The 22047-nt window shown below is 65.1% G+C and carries 18 protein-coding genes; 14 read left to right on the top strand and 4 right to left on the bottom strand.

Annotation, left to right across the window (positions count from 1 at the left end; translation table 11 throughout):
- Window position 1 precedes the first annotated feature (1 nt).
- The 12 genes from F1735_RS20150 (at window position 2) to F1735_RS20095 (ending at window position 12070) form a co-directional block, all read left to right on the top strand.
- Complete coding sequence (locus F1735_RS20150; protein ID WP_167238607.1) at window positions 2-592, top strand: acyltransferase; 591 nt, start codon at window positions 2-4, stop codon at window positions 590-592.
- Between the two features lie 25 nt (window positions 593-617).
- Entirely contained in the window at window positions 618-1733 is a 1116-nt protein-coding gene (locus tag F1735_RS20145) for a DegT/DnrJ/EryC1/StrS family aminotransferase (RefSeq protein WP_167238606.1), read from the top strand.
- A 13-nt stretch (window positions 1734-1746) separates the two neighbouring features.
- A complete protein-coding gene (locus tag F1735_RS20140) occupies window positions 1747-2997 on the top strand; it encodes a lipopolysaccharide biosynthesis protein (RefSeq protein WP_167238605.1) in 1251 nt (416 codons plus the stop codon).
- A complete protein-coding gene (locus F1735_RS20135) occupies window positions 2994-4259 on the top strand; it encodes a hypothetical protein (RefSeq protein WP_167238604.1) in 1266 nt (421 codons plus the stop codon). Before F1735_RS20140 ends, F1735_RS20135 begins: the two co-directional genes overlap by 4 nt.
- Entirely contained in the window at window positions 4165-5301 is a 1137-nt protein-coding gene (locus F1735_RS20130; RefSeq protein WP_167238603.1) for a glycosyltransferase family 4 protein, read from the top strand. The genes F1735_RS20135 and F1735_RS20130 overlap by 95 nt, the downstream gene beginning before the upstream one ends.
- Before the next feature lie 257 nt (window positions 5302-5558).
- Window positions 5559-6263, top strand: coding sequence for a hypothetical protein (locus F1735_RS20125; RefSeq protein WP_167238602.1), 705 nt, complete (start codon window positions 5559-5561; stop codon window positions 6261-6263).
- A complete protein-coding gene (locus F1735_RS20120) occupies window positions 6260-7033 on the top strand; it encodes a hypothetical protein (RefSeq protein WP_229505871.1) in 774 nt (257 codons plus the stop codon). The genes F1735_RS20125 and F1735_RS20120 overlap by 4 nt, the downstream gene beginning before the upstream one ends.
- A 28-nt stretch (window positions 7034-7061) precedes the next feature.
- Window positions 7062-8291: a glycosyltransferase family 4 protein gene (locus tag F1735_RS20115; RefSeq protein ID WP_167238601.1), complete on the top strand. Its 1230-nt coding sequence runs from the start codon at window positions 7062-7064 to the stop codon at window positions 8289-8291.
- 151 nt (window positions 8292-8442) lie between these two features.
- A complete protein-coding gene (locus tag F1735_RS20110) occupies window positions 8443-9639 on the top strand; it encodes a DegT/DnrJ/EryC1/StrS family aminotransferase (protein ID WP_167238600.1) in 1197 nt (398 codons plus the stop codon).
- On the top strand, window positions 9636-10226 hold the full coding sequence (locus tag F1735_RS20105; protein ID WP_167238599.1) for a sugar transferase: 591 nt from the start codon (window positions 9636-9638) through the stop codon (window positions 10224-10226). The genes F1735_RS20110 and F1735_RS20105 overlap by 4 nt, the downstream gene beginning before the upstream one ends.
- Before the next feature lie 10 nt (window positions 10227-10236).
- Window positions 10237-10830 carry a membrane-associated phospholipid phosphatase gene (locus F1735_RS20100; RefSeq protein ID WP_167238598.1) on the top strand — a complete coding sequence of 198 codons (594 nt, stop codon included), beginning with the start codon at window positions 10237-10239 and terminating at the stop codon, window positions 10828-10830.
- A 43-nt stretch (window positions 10831-10873) separates the two neighbouring features.
- On the top strand, window positions 10874-12070 hold the full coding sequence (locus tag F1735_RS20095) for an acyltransferase family protein (protein ID WP_167238597.1): 1197 nt from the start codon (window positions 10874-10876) through the stop codon (window positions 12068-12070).
- Window positions 12071-12207: 137 nt separating this feature from the next.
- Here F1735_RS20095 and F1735_RS20090 read toward each other — a convergent pair whose 3' ends face one another.
- From F1735_RS20090 to F1735_RS20075, 4 genes are all read right to left on the bottom strand, one after another.
- A complete protein-coding gene (locus F1735_RS20090) occupies window positions 12208-12921 on the bottom strand; it encodes a class I SAM-dependent methyltransferase (RefSeq protein ID WP_167238596.1) in 714 nt (237 codons plus the stop codon).
- Between the two features lie 54 nt (window positions 12922-12975).
- On the bottom strand, window positions 12976-15321 hold the full coding sequence (locus F1735_RS20085) for a DUF1565 domain-containing protein (protein ID WP_167238595.1): 2346 nt from the start codon (window positions 15319-15321) through the stop codon (window positions 12976-12978).
- Between the two features lie 233 nt (window positions 15322-15554).
- Window positions 15555-17828: a polysaccharide biosynthesis tyrosine autokinase gene (locus F1735_RS20080; RefSeq protein ID WP_167238594.1), complete on the bottom strand. Its 2274-nt coding sequence runs from the start codon at window positions 17826-17828 to the stop codon at window positions 15555-15557.
- A gap of 21 nt (window positions 17829-17849) precedes the next feature.
- On the bottom strand, window positions 17850-18959 hold the full coding sequence (locus F1735_RS20075) for a polysaccharide biosynthesis/export family protein (RefSeq protein WP_167238593.1): 1110 nt from the start codon (window positions 18957-18959) through the stop codon (window positions 17850-17852).
- Window positions 18960-19136: 177 nt separating this feature from the next.
- Between F1735_RS20075 and F1735_RS20070 the strand changes: the two genes are divergently transcribed.
- On the top strand, window positions 19137-21212 hold the full coding sequence (locus F1735_RS20070) for a PAS domain-containing hybrid sensor histidine kinase/response regulator (protein WP_167238592.1): 2076 nt from the start codon (window positions 19137-19139) through the stop codon (window positions 21210-21212).
- A gap of 333 nt (window positions 21213-21545) precedes the next feature.
- Complete coding sequence (locus F1735_RS20065; protein ID WP_167238591.1) at window positions 21546-21791, top strand: hypothetical protein; 246 nt, start codon at window positions 21546-21548, stop codon at window positions 21789-21791.
- Window positions 21792-22047: the final 256 nt, after the last annotated feature.

The following is a 22047-nucleotide window of genomic DNA, read 5'->3' as shown; positions in this document are numbered from 1 at the left end:
TATGGACCAGGCCATGATCGAAGCGAGCGCCATTGTCGACCCCGGCGCCATCCTGGGCGCGGGTACGCGCGTCTGGCATTTCGCCCACGTGTGCGGCGGCGCGCGCATCGGCGCCGGCTGTTCGCTGGGGCAAAACGTATTTATCGGCAACGACGTGCGGATTGGCGATCGCTGCAAGATCCAGAACAATGTGTCCGTGTACGACGCCGTGACCATCGAGGACGAGGTGTTTTGCGGCCCGAGCATGGTGTTTACCAACGTCTGGAACCCGCGCGCGGCCATCGTGCGCAAGGATGCCTACCGGCCCACCCTGGTGCGGCGCGGCGCGAGCATCGGCGCCAACGCCACCATCGTGTGCGGCGTGACCATCGGCCGCTATGCCTTCATCGCGGCCGGGGCCGTCGTCACGCGCGACGTGCCCGACTTTGCGCTGATGGCGGGCGTGCCGGCGCGCCAGAGCGGCTGGATCGGCCGCCACGGCGAGCGCCTGGCGCTGCCCCGGGGCGCGGACGGCGACGCCACCTGCCCCCATACGGGCGAACGCTACCAGGTGCGCGGCGGTGTCTGCCGCCTGCTGGACACCCCTCTTTGAACTGTCAGCGATCGGAGCCCGAATCATGGAATTCATCGACCTCAAAACGCAATACCGGGTGGGCCGCGACAACATCAACGCCCGCATCCAGGCCGTGCTCGATCACGGCCAGTACATCATGGGACCGGAAGTGGAGGAGCTGGAAACGCGCCTGGCCGCGTTCAGCGGGGCACGCCACTGCATCACGGTCTCGTCCGGCACCGAAGCGCTGATCATTTCCCTGATGGCGCTCGGGATCGAAGCGGGCGACGAAGTCATCACCACGCCGTTTTCCTTCATCGCCACGGCCGAAGCCATCGTGCTGCTGGGGGCGACGCCCGTGTTTGTCGATATCGACCCGGCCACCTGCAATATCAACCCGGCCCTGATCGAAGAAGAGATTACCGGGCGCACCAGGGCGATCATGCCAGTGTCGCTGTACGGCCAGCCGGCCGACATGGAAGCCATCAACGCGATCGCCTGGCGCCACAAACTGAGCGTGATCGAAGACGCCGCCCAGAGCTTCGGCGCCACCTATGGCGGCAAGCACAGCTGCAACCTGTCGGCCATCGGCTGCACCAGTTTCTTCCCCAGCAAGCCGCTCGGCTGCTATGGCGACGGCGGCGCCATCTTCACCAGCGACGATCGGCTGGCCACGGCCATGCGCGAAATCCGCGTACACGGCCAGTCGCACCGCTACGTACACACGCGCATCGGCGTCGGCGGCCGCATGGACACCTTGCAGTGCGCCATCGTGCTGGCCAAGCTCGACTATTTCGACTGGGAACTGAAGGAGCGCGCGCGCGCCGCCGCCAGCTACGACGCCCTGCTGTCGGGCAAAATCGGCCTGGTGGCGCGTCCGCGCGACCGCAGCAGTGTGTTCGCGCAATACACGGTGGTGGTGGAGCGGCGCGAGCAGGTGCGCGCCGCCTTGCAGGCGGCCGCCATTCCGACCGCCGTGCATTATCCGGTGCCGATGCACCTGCAGCCGGCCTACGCGCGCTGGAGCGACCCGCACAGTATGCCGGTGGCGACGGCCATGGCCGCCAAGGTGCTCAGTCTGCCGATGGGTCCGTATCTGGACGACGCCAGCATCGCCCTGGTGTGCGCGGCGCTGCTGGGCGCGGTGGACGCCGCAACGGCATCGTGCCGCCAGGATTGAGGGGAACGGCGTGATGACTGCACAGCTACCGGCCTACTGGCGCAATGTGATCACCGTGCTCGGCGGCGCGCTCGGGGCGCAGGCCTTGCCGCTGCTGGCCGCGCCGCTCATCACGCGCCTGTGCACGCCGGCCGACGTGGGCGCGTTCAGCGTCTGGCTGGGCGTGGTGGCGGTGGCCGCCATCGGCGCCACCTTGCGGCTGGAAGCGGCGATGATCCTCGACCACGAGCGCGCCGCGCAGCGCACCTGTTTTTCGGTGGTGGCCTACAGCGCCAGCATCATCGCTGTGCTGCTGACCGCGGGCGCGGCGCTGGCGCGCCTGGGCGGGGCGCCGGTCGCCGCGCAACTGTCGTGGCCGGCGCTGCTGACGCTCGGCCTGGCCACCTGGATGACCGCCTACATGCAAACGACGCTGGCCTACGCCACCTCGCACAACGCCTTCGGCAAGGCGGCGCGCGCACGGGTGTGGAGCGCCGCCAGCATCGCCGCCGCGCAAGTGGGACTGCTGGCGCTGGGGATCGGCGGGGTCGCCCTGGTCGCCGGCCAGCTGGTGGGGCTGGCGGTCGGCTTGCTGGCCGCCGTGCTGCTGCTGGCGCCACCGCAGGCATGGCCCGGCTGGCTGCCGGACAGCGCCCAGCGTGCCTACCTGCGCCGGCACGACAAATTCTGGCGTTTCTCGCTACCCTCGAACCTGCTCAACGTCATCGTCGGCCAGTTGCCGCTCCTGATGATCGGCGCGCGCCACGGCGCCCTGGCGGCCGGCCTGTTCGCACTGACCCAGCGCGTACTGGGCGCACCGATCGCCCTGCTGGCCGCGTCGGTGCTGGAAGTGTTCAAGCGCCAGTCGGTGCATGATTTCCAGACCCAGGGCAATTGCCGCGACGCCTATCGCTACACCTTCAAGGCGCTGGCCCTGCTCGGCATCGGCCCCTCGCTGGTGTTGCTGCTGTTTTCGCCGCCACTGTTCGCCTTTGCCTTCGGCGAGAACTGGCGCGCCGCCGGCGAGCTGGCGCAAATCCTGGCGCCCCTGTATTTCCTCAATTTCATCGCCAGCCCGCTCAGCTACGTGTTCTTTGTCGCCGGCAGGCAAAAGACCGACCTGGTGTGGCAGGTGGCGCTGTTCGCGATGACCTTGTCGGTATTCCTTGCGCCCGGCACCCTGCGCCAAAGCGTGCTGTGGTATGCGATCGGCTATTCCCTGCTCTACCTGGTCTACCTGCACATGTCGTACCAGTGCGCGCAAAACCGCATGGTGGCCGCATGAATCCGATCGCACCGTCCACGGGACGCGAACATTGGATCGGGATGCTCGGCTTTTTTGCCTTGTTTCCCGGGTTCTTCTTTTATCACACGGCGCTGGGACTGGGAAAAATCCCGGCCGTGCTGGGCGGCTATTTCGCACCGGTATCGCTGCTACTCCTGCCACTGCTGTTTTTCTACTACACCAGCAAAGTCCGGCAAGACCGCGATTACCTGGGCAAGAGCGACCTGGCGTTTTTCCTGTACCTGGCCTATTTCGCGCTGATCGTCGGCGTCAACGCCATCGCTGGCGCCAAGATGGCCATTGTCACGAATCACCTGTTCGGGATCATTTTCATGCTGAATGTGTTCTTTATGTTCCGCATGATCGCCCCGGACGAGCGGCGCTTTCGCCTGATGCTGCTGGGCAGCCTGTTTGCCATGTCGGCCATCGTGTTCGCGTATGCGATCGATGGCGCGTTTTACCTGGCGCCACTGGGCAATGCCAAAAATCCCGAAAGCCTGGCCTCGTACCAGGGGTTTTCGCGCTCCTACCTGTTCACCTTCGCGCTCGCCATTGCCTGTACCCGCGCGCTGTCGCTGCGCGTGCTGCTCTATTGCCTGGCCGCGGCCACCCTGTTCCTCAATACCGCGCGCAGCGAATTTGCCGCCATGCTGTTCATGATTCCCATCATCGAGCTGTATTACACCCGCCAGAAAGTGCTGATGGCGGCCGGCTTCCTGTTCCTGGTCATGATGACCTACTCCAATCTGGAGCAACTGTTATCGATGCTGCCTTCCAACCGGATTCTCGAGTTGCTCGACCTGTCCCACTCACGCTCGGCCAACGTGCGCCATCACCTGAGCACCTATGCGCTCAATTCGATCGCGCAGTTTCCCGTTTTTGGCGATTACGCCAGCTATTCTCCCGGCCTGTATTCGCACAATGTGCTCTCGGCCTGGGTCGATACCGGCATCTTCGGATTCCTGTTCGTGCTCGGCATCCTGATCGTGCCGGCGATTCCCCTGTTTTTCAAAGGCTACTTCTCGCGCTATCGCTCGGCTGCCTTCATCCTGGCGTTTTCGCTGTGCTGCATCACCATGCTGCTGCTGACTACCTCGCACTATTTCACCGACATGCTCATCGGCGCCACCATGGCGGCGTTTTCTTCCTACCGGTACGGAATGACACATGCTCACCATCGCACATCTGACATCGGCCCACCCGCGCCGCGACACCCGCATCTTCATCAAGCAATGCGCGGCGCTGGTACGGCAAGGATATGAGGTCACGCTGGTCGTGGCCGACGGCTTGGGGGACGAGCGCGACAGCGGCGTCCACATCACCGATGTCGGCCACATCCCGGGCCGGCTGGGGCGCATGCTGGGCAGCACCCGGCGCGTGTTGCTGCGCGCGCGCCAGGTCGACGCCGACATTTACCATCTGCACGATCCGGAATTGATGCCCGCCGGGCTGGCCCTCAAGCGCCTCGGCAAAACCGTCATTTTCGACGCCCACGAAGACTTGCCGCTGCAATTGCTGGGCAAACCCTATCTGACACCCGGCCTGCGCCGTGTGCTGTCACGCGCCAGCGCCGCCTACGAGCGCCACGCCTGCCGCCAGTTCGATGCCATCGTTGCCGCGACGCCCTTTATCCGTAACAAATTCCTGCGGATCAATCCAACCACCATCGATGTCAACAACTATCCGGTGCCGGGCGAATTCGATGCCGAGGCGCCCTGGAGCGAGAAGCGGCAGGAAGTGTGTTACGTCGGCAGCCTGTCGGCCATGCGCGGCATCGGCGAGCTGGTGGCGGCGGCGCAGTTGCTGCAGTCGCCGGCGCGCATCACCGTGGCGGGACGCTTCCCGGAGGTGAAGCTGGAAAACGCCCTGAGCGCGCTGCCCGGCTGGCAACGCCTGAACCGTCCCGGCTACCTCGACCGCGACGGCGTGCGCGCCGTCATGGCGCAAGCCCTGGCCGGCCTGGTGACCTTGCATCCCGAACCGAATTATCTCGACGCCCTGCCGGTCAAGATGTTCGAATACATGGCGGCCGGCATTCCCGTCATCGCCTCCGATATTGCCCTGTGGCGCGGGATTATTCAAGACCATCAATGCGGCGTGTGCGTCGATCCGCGCGATCCGGCCGCCATTGCCGCCGCCATCGACTATTTCGTGCGCTATCCGCAGATTGCCCAACGCATGGGGCGCAATGGACGGCGCGCCGTGCTCGAGAACTATAACTGGCCGACCGAGGCGGAAAAACTGCTCGCACTGTATCGCCAATTGCAGGCGTCAATCGGCGATAGGCGGCGCGCCGGCACATAGATCCGTGCATGCGTATCTTCGCTGAAATGAATAAACGCCGATGCGCTGAGCGATCACAAACAAGCGCGCTTAGGCCGGTTCGATTTACGCCACTTCAAACACGCCAGCGCGCCGTCTGGCTACAGTAAGAAAAGCCCGGGCCCTTGTCGGCCCGGAGCGTGCAAGCACCCATGCACGCCACCTTCATTCGATTAACCAGTCTGGAAAGCCAACTCCCGACCAACAAGAAAAGGCGGTTAACGCCGCGATGAACCGCAATGACTACCCTACTTTCCACTCTGTCGGACCAGCTTGCCACCGTCAGGCAATTGCTACGGCTGCCCGTTGCCCATTTGTTTTTCGACGAAGCCATTGCGCCCGTCAATGTGCGTTCGACCTACCGCTATTACACCAAGCGCCACCCGCGCTACAAAATCATCCAGCACAAAAGCTGGGGCGCCGCCCTGATCGACCTGCAACGGTTTAACAAGCGCAACGACTACTTCGACAGCATCAAGGGCCGCAACTGGGGGGCGCAGCACATCAAGCGTGCGCGCACGCGCGGCTACCGGCTCGCCGAAATCGAGCGCAACGACTATGTGGACGCCATCTTCGACATCAATACCTCGGTCGAGGCGCGCCAGGGCCGCTCCATGGACCAGACCTACCTGGAAAAGCAGGCATGCTTCGACAAGCTGGTCAACTTCCGCTACTACGGCGTGCTGAGCCCGGACGACCGGCTGGTCGCCTACGCCAACGTCGGCCATTACGGCAACTTCCACGCCTTCGAGCGCTTGATCGGCTACCGCAACAACGACGGCATCATGCACTTGCTCGTCGGCGACATCACGGCCGGCCTGATCGACCAGGGCCTGGCGCACTACCTGATGTACGACACCTACTTCGGCGCCTTGCCAGGGCTGCGCCAGTTCAAGACCATCCTCGGCTTCACCCCCTATCGCGCGCTGTACCACCTCCGATGAATGATCTGTTCCGACGCCTCTACAGCGATTACCTGATGCCCTCGCGCCTGCCCGAATACGAGGCCCTGCTGCGCGACGCCACCGAACGCGGCTACGCGCAGGTATCGGTACGCGAATTCCTGCGCCCGCCCCCGCCGGGCAGACATGCGCCCACCATCGTACACCGGCACGACATCGACAGCGACCTGCGCACCACCGCCAAAATGTTCGCGCGCGAGGTGCGGCGCGGGGTGCGCTCGAGCTTTTACTTCCGCCTTTCCACGCTCGACTTCGGTCTGATGCGCGACATCGAAGACTACGGCAGCGAAGCGAGCTACCACTTCGAGGAAATCGCCAGTTTCGCCAAGCGCCACCACCTTCATGATGCGGGGGAAGTGCGGCGCCACTTCCCGGCCATCGGCGAAGAATTCGCGGCCAACCTGCGCCGCATCGAAGCTGGCCTCGGCAGCAAGATCAGCACGGTGGCCAGCCACGGCGACTTTGCCAACCGCAAGCTCAAGCTGATCAACAACGAATTGCTGGCCGACAGCACCCTGCGCGCCCGTTGCGGCATCGCCTGTGAAACGTATGACAGCGCCCTGCTCGACCAGTTCGAGCTGTATATCAGCGACCGCCCGCCGCCGCTGCTGTACCACCCGGTCAGCCCGCACGCGGCGCTGGGGCGCTACCGCACCATCTGCCTGCTGACCCATCCGGTGCAGTGGGAAACCAACTGGCGCGAAAACACGCGCTGCAACCTGCGCCGCCTGGTCGAGGGGCTGACATGGTAAGCGCATCACACCCGCGGGAGCCTGGACCATGAACATTCTCCTCATCAATCACTACGCCGGCTCGCTCAAGCATGGCATGGAATACCGCCCCTTCTACCTGGCGCGCGAATGGGTGCGCCTCGGCCACACGGTGCGCATCATCGCCTCGTCGCAGTCGCACATCCGGGCCCAGGCGCCGCAACTGCACGGCTGCGACCAGCTCGACGAAACCATCGACGGGGTCGGCTACCGCTGGGTCGCCACGCCGGCCTACCGCGGCAACGGCGGCGCGCGCGTGGCCAATATGCTCGCCTTCGTGACGCGCCTGCACCTGCACGCGCGCCGCCTCGCCGCCGAGTTCGCACCCGACGTCGTCATCGCCTCGAGCACCTATCCGCTCGACATCTGGCCGGCGCACCGCATCGCCCGCTGCGCCGGCGCACGCCTGCTGTTCGAACTGCACGACCTGTGGCCGCTCTCGCCGATCGAACTGGGCGGCTATTCGCGCCGGCATCCATTCATCATGCTGCTGCAGGCGGCCGAAGACTATGCCTGCCGCAACGCCTGCGCCATCGTCTCGATCCTGCCCAAGGTGCGCGACCACCTCGAAGCGCACGGCATGGCGCCGCATAAGCTGCACATCGTGCCCAACGGCGCCGATCCGGCCGAATGGCTGGCCGCGCCGCCCGCGCTGGACGGCATCGCCGGCGCGCGCCTGGCCGCGCTGCGCGGCGATGGCAAGTTTATCGTCGGCTACGCCGGCACCCACGGCCTGGCCAACGCGCTCGACACCCTGCTCGACGCCGCGCGCCTCGTGGCCGACCAGCGCATCGCCTTCGTGCTGGCCGGCGGCGGGCCCGACAAGGCGCGACTGGTCCGGCTGGCCATGCAGCGCGGCCTGCGCAACGTGCATTTTCTCGACCCGGTGCCCAAGCAACAGGTGCCGGCCCTGCTGGCGCATTTCGACGTGGCCTACATCGGCTGGCAGCGCCAGCGCCTGTACCGCTACGGCATCGCCCCCAACAAACTGATCGACTACATGATGGCCGGCCGCCCCATTTTGCATTCGGTCGAGGCCGGCAACGACCCGGTCGCCGAGGCCGGCTGCGGCCTGACCGTGGCGCCGCAAGACCCGGTCGCGGTGGCGCACGGGCTGCTGGCCCTGTTCACGCTCGACCAGCAGGAGCGCGACGCCGCCGGCGAACGCGGACGCGCCTACGCCGTGGCCAAGCTGAGTTATCCGGTGCTGGCCCGTCGTTTCTTGCAGGCGTGCGCATGATGCGCGCCGTTCATTCCCGGCAGCGGCCATGCCTTGGCGCCGCGAGCGCCAGCGCAGTAGGCACTGGCACGCGGCGCGGCGATGCCGGCCGAACAACACCTCCGCGTGCGGCGCAGCCGCACCGGGCCACCAAACTGATGGAGCCTCGATCATGCCTGAAGACCTGACACCCACAGCGGATGCGGCCGCGCCCGATTCACCTCCCTTCCTGCCCTTCGCCCTGCCCGACATCGGCGATGAGGAAATCGCCGCCGTGGTCGACTGCCTGCGCTCGGGCTGGGTCACCACCGGCCCGCGCACGCGCCAGTTCGAACACGCCTTCGCCGCCTACCTGGGCGGCAACGTGGACGCCATCTCGGTCAACTCGGCCACCGCCGGCCTGCACCTGGCGCTCGAAGCGCTCGGCATCGGCCCGGGCGACGAAGTCATCGTGCCGACCCTGACCTTCACCGCCACCGCCGAGGTGGTGCGTTACCTCGGCGCGCACCCGGTCCTGGTCGACGCCGACCCGGACACCCTCAATCTTTCCCTGGCAGCCGTCGAAGCGGCCATCGGACCGCGCACCCGCGCCATCATTCCCGTCCACTATGCCGGCCTGGCCTGCGACATGGACGGCGTGCTGGCCCTGGCCGCCGCCTACCGCCTGAAGGTGGTCGAAGACGCCGCGCACGCCTTCCCGACCTTGTACAAGGGCCGCCTGGTCGGCACGCTGGCAAGCGACGCCACCGTGTTCAGCTTCTACGCCAACAAGACCATGACCACCGGCGAAGGCGGCATGGTCGTTACGCGCGACGCCGCCGTGGCGCGGCGCGTGCGCCTGATGCGCATCCATGGCATCAGCCAGGACGCCTTCGAGCGCTACACCTCGCGCACCCCGGCCTGGTTCTACGACGTGGTCGCAGCCGGCTTCAAGTACAACCTGACCGACCTCGCCTCCGCCATGGGCATCGAGCAGTTGCGCAAGATCGACCGCTTCCTGCTGCGCCGCGAACAACTGGCCCAGGCCTACGCCAACGGCCTGCAAGGCTTGCCGCTGCGCCTGCCGGCCGTCCCCGAGCCCGGCAGCAGCCATGCCTGGCACCTGTATGTGGTACGGCTGCAGGCCGGCGCCAGGCTGGGCCGCGACGAACTGATCGCGCGCCTGTCCGAGCGCGGCATCGGCACCAGCGTCCACTTCATTCCCCTGCACCGCCACCCGTTCTGGCGCGACAGTTGCCGCCTCAGTGCGGAACAGTTCCCGGTGGCCGAAGCCAGCTTTGCCCGCATGCTGTCCTTGCCCCTGTACACCCGCATGTGCGACGCCGACCAGCAGCGCGTCATCGATACCCTGCGCGAGTTGCTGACATGAGCAAGCGCCTGTTCGACCTCGTGGCGGCGCTGGCCGGGCTGCTGGTGCTGGCCCCGCTGCTGGCCATCATCGCCGTCTGCATTCGATTGGACTCGCCAGGGCCGGCTTGGTTCCGTCAACAGCGCGTCGGACGTCACGGCGCGCCGTTCGACATCATCAAGTTCCGCACCATGCGCGTGGGCCAGGGCGACGGCGCCCAGCTCACCGTCGGTGCGGACGCGCGCATCACGCGGGTCGGCACGTTCTTGCGGCATTACAAGCTCGATGAATTGCCGCAACTGCTCAACGTGGTCCTGGGCAGCATGAGCCTGGTCGGGCCGCGCCCGGAAGTGCCGCGCTACGTTGCCTGCTATCCACCCGAGGTGCGCGCCATCGTGCTGTCGGTCGCGCCCGGCATCACGGACTGGGCCTCGATCTGCTACAAGGACGAGAACGCCATCCTCGGACGCAGCGCCGACCCCGAGCGGGCCTACCTGGACACCATCTTGCCCACCAAGCTGGCCTACAACGTGCGCTATGTGCGCGAGCGCAGCTTCTGGACCGACCTGCGCATCATTTTCAGCACGCTTGCGGCGCTGGCGCGCTGAGGAGCCGGCCATGAGCGAGCTGACCTTCCTCCTGCACCTGGGCGACCCGCGCGTCACGCTGCCGCTCGGCGCCGCCCTGCTGGCGTGGATGCTGGCCGCGCGCGCCTGGCGCCTGGCGCTCTGGTGGGGTTTGCTGCTGGGGGCCGGGCTGGGCCTGGTGGCGGTCAGCAAGATCGTCTTTCTCGGCTGGGGCGGCGGTGTACTCTTGCTCGATTACAAGGCGCTGAGTGGCCACGCCGCCGGCGCCAGCGCGGTTTTTCCGATGCTGTTCTGGATGCTCGCGCTGGGCCGCGCCGATGGCTGGCGCGGGCGCGCGTTGCGCCTCGGCCTTGGCGTCGGGGCGCTGACCGGGGCGCTGCTGGTGGCGGACCATCAGCACAGCGTGGCCGAAGCGCTGGCCGGCTGCCTGCTGGGCGCGGCGATCAGCCTCGGCAGCATCCGGCTCGGGGCCGCCGGCGTGAGCCGCCTGTCGTTGACGGGCCTGCTGCCGGCCACGGGAACGCTGCTGGCGGCGGCATGGCTGATGAAGTGGGTACACCTGGGCTACTGGATGATCCGCGCCGCGCGTCTGCTTACCGGCAACATCCAGGTCTACCCCTTGTAGATCGACAAACCAATAACGCATATCACTCATGGGAAAAAGCATCATGAAACCGCATCCGATGCCCAGCATTCGCTTTCTGAGAGAAAGCCAGCTGGGGGAAGACTCCTTGCACTCCCTGCTCATCTCCTTGCTGCGCGGCCTGGCGGCGATCGAAGTGGCCGCCGCCCACGTGCGCGCGGGATTTTTTCCCGGCCTGCGCACCGTCGACGATCCCGCCTTGTGGTACCAGGCGCTGTCGTTCCTGACCGGCTTCGCGCACCAGGCCGTTGTGGTGTTTTTCCTGATCAGCGGCTGGCTGGTCGGCGGCAGCCTGCTCAACAAGCTGGGCCAGCCGCAGGCGATCAAGGCGTATGCGATCGACCGGATCACGCGCCTGTGGACGGTGCTGCTTCCGACCTTTGTCTTGATCCTGGCGAGCGGCATTGTCAGCGGCGTGATCGATCCGCACACACCCGATTTTTCGCGCGCTAACGATTACGCGTTCACGGCGCTGGCCGGCAACCTGTTCGGACTACAAACCATCGTCGTGCCGGTATTTGGCGGGAACTTCCCGCTCTGGAGCCTGTCCAACGAAACGTGGTACTACATCATGTTTCCCTTGCTGGTCATGTGCCTGGCGGCGGGGTCCGGCACGCGGCGGGTGCTGGCGACGCTCGTGTTGCTGCTGATCGGCATGCTGCTGCCCTTCGACATGGTGCTGTACTTCACAATCTGGCTGCTCGGCGCGGCGTTCTCACGGGTGCGCGTGGAATGCGGCACGTCCTTGCGCGCGCTGCTGCTGGTCGTGCTGGGGATGGCGTCGGTGGTGTTCCGCTTAAAGGGTAGCAATGATGACATGGTGGTTGCCTCGTTTCCGCAAGACCTGTTGTTGAGCGTGCTGTTCTTGCTGTTTTTGTCGAGTACGGTGAATCCCTTGCCGGCGGACCAGCGGTTTGTCGGGCCATTGCGGCGCGTGGCGGTGTTCTTTTCGAATTTTTCGTTCACTTTGTACGTCGTGCATATTCCGCTGCTCGGCATCATGGGCTACGTCGGCATGACCTTGTTCGGGCGCCGGCGGTTTTCCGCCGACAGCGTGGGCGACTTGGGAATCTACCTGGGCATGCTGATCGTGGTGATTGCGGGCGCGTACGGCTTCTATCTGCTGTTCGAAGCGCGCACTTACGCGGTGCGGCGCCACATGAAGGCATGGTTGATGGGCAAGGCCGATAGTGCGCCGCGTCCGCTGCCTGCCAAGCGGTGAGCAAGGGCGGACGCGCCACCGCCGCACCCGCCGAGAGCCGCCTTGGCAAGGGTGCGACGGGTGATGCGATGGCGGCGGGTGCGACGGGTGACGCGATGGCGGCAACTGCGACGGTGGTGCGCGGATGCGCCCCCTGCTCAGCCAGGCTTGCGCGCCATATAGATGAAATGCGAGCGCAGCGGCGGCGCGAAGGTCGTCAGCAACTCGGACAGGATGCGCGGCGCGCCAGCGAGCCGCCGCGCAATGGGCGGCGCCAGAAGCAAGGTGCGGTAGCGGCTCTCCGACGCCGGCCACATCCGGCGCAGCTCGTCACGCGTGACGCGGCGCACATTCGGGTTGCGCGGGTTGTTATAGCGGAAGTCGAACAACATGCACCAACCGCCCGGCGCCACGCTGCGCCACATGTCGCGCGCCAGCGCCGCCCGCGCATCCGCTCCCAGGATCGATGAAAACACGGTGTTGGCCACCGCCAGGTCGACACTCTCCGGTGCGGCAAAATCGAGGTCGCCCACGTGCCAGCGGATGCCCGGCGCACTGCGCATGCGCGCCAGCACCAGCCGCTGTTCCTGGTATTCGGTGCCCGCCAGCCGGCAGGGATCGGCGCCCCAGTCGACCAGCTGGCGCAGGAAGCCGCCCGAGCCGCAGCCCACGTCGACCACGCGCAGCTTGCCGAGCTCGGGGCCAAACGTCTGCGCCAGCAGCTCGCCGGCAACCCGCGCGCGCGCCGCATCCTGCGCCATGATTTCCGGCCGGTGCCATGCGTACGCGGCGATCCGCTCTTCCGCCAGCCAGGCGCGGTAGACGGAGCGGATGCGTTCTTGTTCGATGGAATGTTCGTCAAGTAAGCCCATGCCGCCATCCTAACAAGCATGGCACGGGCTTTCCTTGACTCTGCCCACGAGCACTCAATGCTGGTAGGCGCCCATGTCATAGCCGGTTGTCGCATTGCGCGGCTTGTTGTCGACATCGACCGGTGGGGCATTGGTTGGCGTTCCCGTTCCGATCGCCGGGGAGGTCGGGCGCAGGTGCAGGTCCGGGGTGCCGCTGCGCGTGTAGGAAACGAATTGCGGATCGGCGCTCACGGTCCCGCTGTGCGTCAAGCCGTTCTTCAGGCTGAAATTGTAGGTCGGGTTCTGGAACACCAGGTTGTTGGTGTAGCGGTTACGGGTACCGGTCTGGCCCTGCTCCGAAATCCCCATTGCGTTGTCGTACACAATGTTATTGGCAACGATGGTGTCGTTGTTCGGGCCGGTGGTGTGATAGTAGTCGCCGCCGCCGACAATGATGCCGGTGTGCGATGTCGTCACCGTATTGTTGGTGATGATCACGTTGTTGGCATCGTGCCAGAGGTGGATTCCCCCTTCCGCCACGCGGTACACCACGTTGTTTTTCACCGTGCCCGAGGTGCTGACGTAAATACCCTGAACGAATCGGCAGCCCGCCGGTCCAATATCATGAACGAGATTGCCGACGACATCGGACTTGATGCCGTGATAGTAACTGTCCACGCCGATGGCCGAACCGCCCGCGCTGGTGCAGGAGACGTTGGTGGCGATATGATGCACCCAATTACCGCGAATCATGTCATAGGAGCCGCCGTTGTAGATGCCGTGCGTCCATTTGGTACCGCTCTGCGCGCTGGTGCCGTCGATGTGGAAGCCGATGATGTCGGTATAGTTTCCACGGTTGTCCCATGCGGTGTCGTTTGATGAGCTGGCGGGCGGTACGATTTTCGCCCCCCATTTTGTGCTGGAGACATAATAGATGCGGCCGGCTGCGGTGCCGCTGACCGTTGTCTTGAAGCCGCCCGGATACGTGCCGTCCGCTACGTGGATCGTCGTGCTCGGCAAGGCCGCGCGCGAGGCCCGCGCAATCGTCTTGAACGGCGCCGTACTGGTGCCGGCAGCCGTGTCGGAGCCATTCGATGCCACGAAAAAGTTGTAGGTCGTCGGCGGGATGGTCGGCTCCGGTGTCGGCGTGGGCGTTGGCGTTGGCGTTGGCGTCGGCGTCGGCGTCGGCGTTGGCGTTGTACTCGCATGCTGGTAGGCGCCGATGTCGAAGCCCGTCTCGGCCGTGCGCGGCTTGCCGTCGAGGTCGGTCGAAGGCGCATCCGCCGGCAGCGCCGCCGCCTTGGCCGGCGAGGTACTCGCCGGACGGTAGTCGCCGCCCCCTGTGCGCACGTAGTTGACGAACTGCGGTTCGGCCGCCACCGTGCCGACCGGCTGCAGGCCGTTGTTCAGCATGAAGGGCGTGCCGTTGCCGAAAACCAGATTGTTGCTGTAGCGATTGTTGAGGCCCGTGGACCCGACCTCCTGCACGCCATAGCGGGCGTTATCGTAAAGAATGTTGTTGCTGACTCGCGTATGGTCGTTCGGCACGCTGCCGTTGTAGCCGCCGTCGCCGCTGACCACGATCCCGGTGGCGGCGTTGAACACCGTGTTGTTGACCACCACGACGTTGGTCGCGTCGTGCCACAGGCGGATGCCGGCGTCGCTGACCGCGTACACCAGGTTGTTATCGACCCGGCTGCCGGCCGTATTGATATAGATGCCGAGGTAGTTGGCGCAGCCGGCCGGCCCGACGTCATGCACGACGTTGGCGCTGACATCGTTGGCGCTGCCCTTGTAGTAACTGTCCGAACCGATGCCGCCGCCGCTGGCAGCGCAGGGGACCGTGCGCGCAATGTGATGCACGTGGTTGTTGTACACCGTGCTGTAAGAGCCGCCGGTGTACAGGCCGGTCAGCCATTTGGTGCCGGCCTGGGTAGCGCTGCCATCGACCTCGAAGCCTGCGATCTCCACGTAGCTGCCGCGATTATCCCAGGCCGCGGTGCTGGTGGAATCGGCGGGCGGCACGATTTTGGCGCCCCACGGCACGTCCGACACATAGCGGATGGGCGCTTCGGCGGTGCCGCTGGCATTGGTGCGAAATCCGCCGGCGTACGTGCCCGGCAGCACGCGAATAGTGGCGCCCGGCGTTGCGGCCTGGGCCGCGCGGGCGATGGTCTTGAAGGGCGCCGCCTGCGTGCCCGCATTGGTATCGGCGCCCGTGGGCGACACATACAAGTCGAGCGGCGCGAGCGCGTCGTTATACGTGACGGCGGACGTGAGGGCTGCGAACTGCGGCGCCGGCGTCGTATTGCCGCCATTGCTGCTGGTACTACCGCCGCAAGCGGACAGCAACACGGCGACGCCGCCGCAGATGCGCGCGTTAAAGCGGACATCCGACGCAAAACTGGATAGCTTGTTCATCAAAAGTTCCTCGCTCAATCAAGTAAATGAACAAGGTTTGATCTGCGTCAAATGTTTTGGTTCAGTGTTTACTGAAGTAAATTTACCTGTGTAATCAAATGATCAAAATCATTTTCTTTAGGGAAACATCGAATGACAAAAACGCGGCGGGCCGGTGCCGGCCTGCCGCGTTTCTAGAATGAAATGAATTGGAAGATGAAACCCTTGGGTGCGCCCGACCCTGCGCGCGCCGCTCACTGTTCCAGTTGCGGTACCTGGGTGTACTTGAACTGATACGCGTAGCTGCCCACGCGCAAGGCCATATCATTGAACAACACACCCTGCGGCGTGATGCCGGCGTGGTTCAGGCGCTTGATCGACTCGGTGATTTCGACCGCGGTCGTCACCCCGGCCCGCGCCAGGATGAATACCGCCCCGGCATGCGCGCCGATCATCAGCGCGTCCGATACGGCCAGGATCGGCGGCGGATCGATCAGCACGATGTCGTAGCGGCTGCCGACCACCTCGAGCAAATTGGAAAAATTTGGATGCTGCAAGAACTCCGAGCGATTCGGCGGCAGCGCGCCGGTCGGGATGACATCGAGATTGTCCAGCACGCCCCGATGAATCACCTCGTCGATCGTCTGCGCGCCGCCAATCGCCTGGGTCAATCCACGCTCGCGGCTGATCCCGAAATACCGGTGCAGGTGACCATTGCGCAAGTCCGCATCGATCAGCAAGACGCGCTTGCCGCTGGCCGCCAGCACGGCTGCAAAATTGACCGACAGAAACGACTTGCCCATCGCCCTGCCCGGCCCCGCCAGTATCACGATGTTGTTCTTCAACGACGGCATCGTATACATCAATGCCGCGCGGAAACTGCGCAAGCTTTCGATGGCGATGTCTTCCGGCGCCACCTGGGCCAGGATCGGCAGCACGGTGCCGTCCCGCGCCCTGCGTTCCAGACGCTCTTGATGGGTGCTGTGAGGAATGCTGGCATACACGACGCGCGCGCCGAGGATGGTTTCGATGCGCTGCGGAGTGTCGATCCCGCCCAGGAAGGCCTTGCGCGCAAACGCCAGCAGCACGCCCAGGAACAGGCCGGTGACCAGCGCCAGCGCCACGATCAGGGGCCGGTTGGGCTTGAGCGCGCGTTCGGGCGCCATCGGTGCGTCGATCAGGCGCACATTGCTGACCCGACCCACCGAAATCAGGCGCAATTGCTGAGCGGTATTCGATAGCGCCGTGTATAGATCGGTATTCACCTTGATTTCACGCAACAGGCGCGATTCGTCCTGCTCAAGCACCGGCAAGGTGCGGATCCGCTTGGCCACGCCGGCAATCTCGGCCTCGACTTCGCGGCGCTGCTGCTTGATCCCCTGCACGATCGGATGGTTTTCCGTGAAGCGCTGCAGTAACGCGGTCTTCTTCTGCTCCAGTTCCAGGCGCCGCGTCTGCGCCGCGGCTGCCTGTTGCAGGCTGATACGCGCTTCTTCGCGCATATCGATGCTGCCCTTGCTGTTGCGGAAACCGTTGTACTTTTCCTCGGACTCTTCCAGCTGGCGTTTGAGCGCAGGCAACTGCAAATTCAGGAAAGCCAGCGATTTTTCCGCTTCCTCGGTCTTGCGCGCCAGGTTCTGGCGCATGTACTCGCGGCCGATTTCGCCCAGCAAGCTGTTGATGCGCTGCGCGTCCGGCCCCTGCAGGCGCACTTCGATGATGCCCGATTGCTTGCCCTGCTCGGTGATCACCAGCGCCGTCTGGATGCGTTCGATCGCGGCCAGGCGCGAGCTGCGCGTCAGGCGGAACTGCGCTCCCGGCAGCGCGCGCAGGCGGTCGACCCGCAGCTCGAAGGCGGCCCCGGCCACCGTGGCGCGCAAGGTGGTGCCGACCACGCCTTCGAAGGCGGACGGCAAGCCGCCGCCGGACAGGTGATAGCGTCCGTTACCGGCCGCGGTCAGCGTGAAGGTGCGCTTGTACCAGGCCTCGGGCACCTCGAACACCGACACGTCCGCCTTTTCCGGCCCCCACACATAGCCGCCGCGCCCGAAAATGCCAGGTTCGGTCAACTCGTTCGACTTGCGGTTGGCAAACCAGAAACCGACCACCGGGAAATACTTGGGCCGCACATCGACAAACAATTGCAGGTTGTCGACCGCGTGCGAAATGACCATGCGCGAGCGCAGCAGTTCCATTTCGGCAATGGCCGCCTTCTTGGTTTCGAACAGGGACGACACTTCACTGAGGATGTTTTTCGACGCGTTCGGACTTTCTTCCTCGACGTGGATCATCAGGTTCGCTTCGTACACCGGGCTGGCGATGAGCGCATACATGATCGCCAGCATGGTCACCACGGCGGTGACCGTGCCGATCAGCCAGCGGCTGTCGTACAGGATGTTGACGTAGCCTTGCAGGTCGATCTCGTGCGGCTCGGCTTCGTGACCGGGCGGCGGCGCCGGCGGCGGCAGGCTGGGCACGGGCAAGGGCTTGGGGGCGGGCAATGGAAGCAGGTCGTCGGCATAGTTCATATGAATGTCCTCGATGCAAGTTCAGGGGCGGCTGAGCGTGACCGCCTGCGTCAGCGCGCCGGGGAACAGCATGCTCACGCTGCGGTACCAGTTGGCCAGCGGCGAGGCTGCCACATAGATCAGGTCGCGCGGTTCGAGCTCGAAGGCCTCGGCCATCGCCAGCGCCCCGGCGCGGCGCGCGTCGAGCTGGTACACGCGGGTGCCCTCGGGCGCGCGGCGCACCACATACACCTGGCGCGCGTCGCCGCTGAGCGGGCTGATGCCGCCCGACTCGCCCAATGCCTCGTTCAGGGTCAGGCGCCCGTCGTGCATGGTGAGCGCCTTGGGCGCGACCACTTCGCCCGACACGAACACCTTGCTCTCGTCGCGCGAATGGACCCGCACCACGTCGCCGGGCGCCAGCAGGATGCTGCCCGGATTGATGCCGCGCGCCACCAGGCCGCGCAAGCCGACCTGGTAGCGCGCGTCGCCGCGCTCAAGCACGATACGGCTCTGGTCGGCGCTGGGCAGCATGCCGCCGGCGCGGTTGAGCGCCTCGACCAGGGTCATGGGAATATCGTTGATCGACTGCAAGCCCGGCAAGCGCACTTCGCCATCGACATACACGCGCTTGCTGCGGTAAGCCTGTACGCGCAAGGTAACCAGCGGCTTGGTGATGTAGTGCGCCAGGCGCGTGGTGAGCAGCGCGCGCGCCTGTTCCTCGGTCAGGCCGGCCAGGGTCAGCGCCCCGGCGAACGGGAACTGCACCCGCCCCTCGTGATCGACCACGAAGCCGGCCGGCGGCGGGGCGTTCGGGCCCTGCGGGTCCACCGCCGTGGACGAGGCCGCAACGCCCTGCCCCGCCAGTTCCGGATGGTCCCACACCACGATCGAGACAATGTCGCCGCTGCCGATCACGTATGGCGGCGGATTGCGCACCACCAGGTGCGCCAGGCTCTGGCTGCCGCGCTGGGCGCGCAAGGCTTTTTCGGCGTCGATCAATTGCTCTGTGATCAATTCGGTCGGCGGCACGGGGCCGCTGGCCACGCCGGACAAGCTGGCGCCGGTGATACGGTAACCGGCGCAGCCGGCCAGGGTGGCCAGCAACAACAGCGCCGGCAGTGTCTTGGAAAGGTAGGTTGGCTTTTTCATGGTGCTTATCAAGATAAACATTGTCCAGTCCAGAGTAAGTGAGCCCCACCGGCCCGGTCTTGCTCCACATCAAACCCCGTCTGCACGCCTTTTTTTACAGCAGTGGCGACAGGAAAAACCCTTTTCTGGCAAGCTCGTGGTTAAATGCGAGCGACTAACTTTCTGTAAAAACAGACCATGCCCCACGCCTTTCCACCTAAGCACAACCGTACGACCGACAGCACCGAGCTGGCGGCGATCCGCCACGCTAGCGACGAGCTGCGCGCCAGCGAAGCACGCTACCGCTCGCTGGTGCAGGCGAGCAGCGCCATCCTGTGGCTGGCGTCGGCCGCCGGGCACCTGGAAGGGGAACAGGCGAGCTGGACTTCATTTACGGGGCAATCGACGGAACAGTTCGACGGCTGGGGCTGGCTCGATGCGATCCATCCCGACGACCGCGAGTACACCGCCGCCGCCTGGCACGCCGCGCTGGCCACCAGCAGCATGTACCAGATCGAACACCGCCTGCGCCGCGCCGACGGCCAGCACCGGTATATGAATGCGCGCGCGGTGCCGATTTTCGACGGCGCCGGTGCGATCACCGAATGGGTCGGCATTCATATCGACATCGATGAACGCAAGCGCGTCGAAGAACGCCTGCGCCTGCTCGACGCCATGAGCCAGGCGACGCGCAACGCGGACGATCCCAAGACCATCATGGAGGTCACCACGCGCATGCTCGGCGAGCATCTGGGCGCCACGCGCTGCCCGTACGCCGACGTCGAAAGCGACAACGACCGCTTCACCATCCGCCACGACTGGACCGCGCCGGGCGCCGCCAGCACGGTCGGGGTGTACTCGCTCGACCTGTTCGGCGCGCGCGCCGCCAGCGACATGCGCGAAGGCCGCACCCTGCGCATCTGCGACGTCGACCGCGAACTCGATGAAGCCGGCGGCGCCGCCATGTTCAACGCCATCGCTTGCCGTGCCATCATCTGCTGCCCGCTGGTCAAGGAAGGCAAGCTGGTAGCCATGATGGCGGTCCACCAGGACCGCCCGCGCCAGTGGACCGCGCCCGAAGTGGCGCTGGTCGAACAGGCCGTGGAGCGCTCCTGGGCCCACATCGAACGCGTGCGCGCCACCGAAGCGCTGCGCGAAGCCGACCGCCGCAAGACCGAATTTCTGGCGATCCTCGCGCACGAACTGCGCAACCCGCTGGCGCCCATCAGGAATGGCTTGCAGGTGATGCGCATGGCCGAACACGACCAGGCCACGGTGGCGCGCGTGCGCGACATGATGGAACGCCAGGTGACGCAGATGGTCACCCTGGTCAACGACCTGCTCGACATCGCCCGCATCACGCGCGGCAACCTGGAACTCAAGCCAGTGCGGGTCGAGTTGCGCGAACTGGTCGCCAGTGCGGTCGAAACGAGCATGCCGCTGATCGACGCCAACCGCCACACGCTCTCGCTCGACATCGCGCCCGGGTCGCTGCCGCTCGACGCCGACCCGACCCGCATCGCCCAGGTGATCGGCAATGTACTCAATAACGCCGCCAAGTACACCGCGGCCGGCGGGCGCATCGAGGTCCTGGCGTGGCGCGATGGCGTACACGCGCTGCTCTCGATCCGCGACACCGGGATCGGCATCCCGCCCGAATCGGCGCTGGCCGTGTTCGAGATGTTTTCGCAAGTGGGCGCCTCGCTCGACCGCGCCCAGGGCGGCCTTGGCATCGGCCTGTCGCTGGCGCGCCGGCTGGTCGAACTGCATCACGGCACGATTGAACTGGTGCGCGACGCGACCATCAAAGGCAGCCGCTTCGACATCCGCCTGCCGCTCGCGCCCGACGTGGCGGCGCAGGCGCCCGGCGCGGACACCTCCTCCGGCAGCGTCGCCAACGGCCTGCGCGTGCTGGTGGTGGACGACAACCTGGATGCCGCCGACATGCTGTCGGAACTGATGGAGATCATCGGCCACACCAGCCGCGTCGCCAACGACGGCGCGCGCGCACTGGCGCTGGCCGAACAGTTCAAGCCCGACGTGGCCTTCCTCGACATCGGCATGCCCGGCATGAATGGCTATGAGGTGGCGCGCGCGCTGCGCGGCATGACGCACCTGGCACCGCTGGTGCTGGTGGCATTGACCGGCTGGGGCGACGACAAGGACCGTGCGCGCAGCAAGGAGGCCGGCTTCGACCATCACCTGATCAAACCGGCCAACCTGGAGGCGGTCGAACGGCTGCTGACCGACCTGGTCGAAAAACGACAAGCTTAGCCAGCAAAAACCAGCGGTGCCAACAGCAAGCGAACGTCGCGGCGGGTCCTAAAATGGATGAAATGGTGGGTCGTGTTAGTGATAAAGTGCTATTTTCAATAAAACGATAACTCCGGCTTAACAATATCAAATGCGTGCAACGTTCATGTAGCCGTCAGATTCGTTTCCCTATATGAAGATCAAGCAGCTGAGGTAGCTGGCCAACCCGATCTCCCGACAGAAAATATTCTCGGCCTCGCCGCCCATGAGTGTCGACATGGGATTGGGCGGTTTGCGGTTGAGGGCAACAGTTTTTTCTCGATGCGCGCTCCCGTCCGTTACGAAATCGGAACAATGACAGCAAAGGGCGATGCAAAAGTCAAATTAGCGAAGTGCGCATCATTTGAAATGGCAGCAAAACCTTTTGAGGATCGTTGGGGTGAGGGAGTGCGCGGCAAAAAGGATGCGCGCGAATTGAGCAGAACTCTTGTGACAATCGGTTTTAACACAGCTAAGTCAAGCAACGGCGGGACCGACAACTATGCGAGCATTTTGGAAAACATCATCCGCATGGTCAAAGTGAGGATGCAATGCCGTTAATTTGCCGGCTCAAACCGTTGACCGCTGTTGCCGGTCTGCTGACCTGCTCACTGACGTTCGCGGTGGGGTTGAATACGAAAAACGTCAAACCTTCCGGCTTGACTGTGGCTCAGGCCGAACAGGTTTTGCGGGGCTCTATGCCGTTTTGAGTGGAACTGGACAGCCGGCACGGTAGATGGTAGATCGCAACGGAGCGGCGGCTGGTTGTAGTGGATTGGCCGGAAGGTTTTTAAACTTGGACATGCGAAGGTAGGCG

It is taken from the genome of Massilia genomosp. 1, assembly GCF_011682185.1.
In the GTDB taxonomy this organism is placed as follows: Bacteria; Pseudomonadota; Gammaproteobacteria; order Burkholderiales; family Burkholderiaceae_D; genus Telluria_A; species Telluria_A rubra.
Note: the sequence above shows the minus strand (reverse complement) of the source record. Positions and strands in the feature narration are given on the sequence as shown.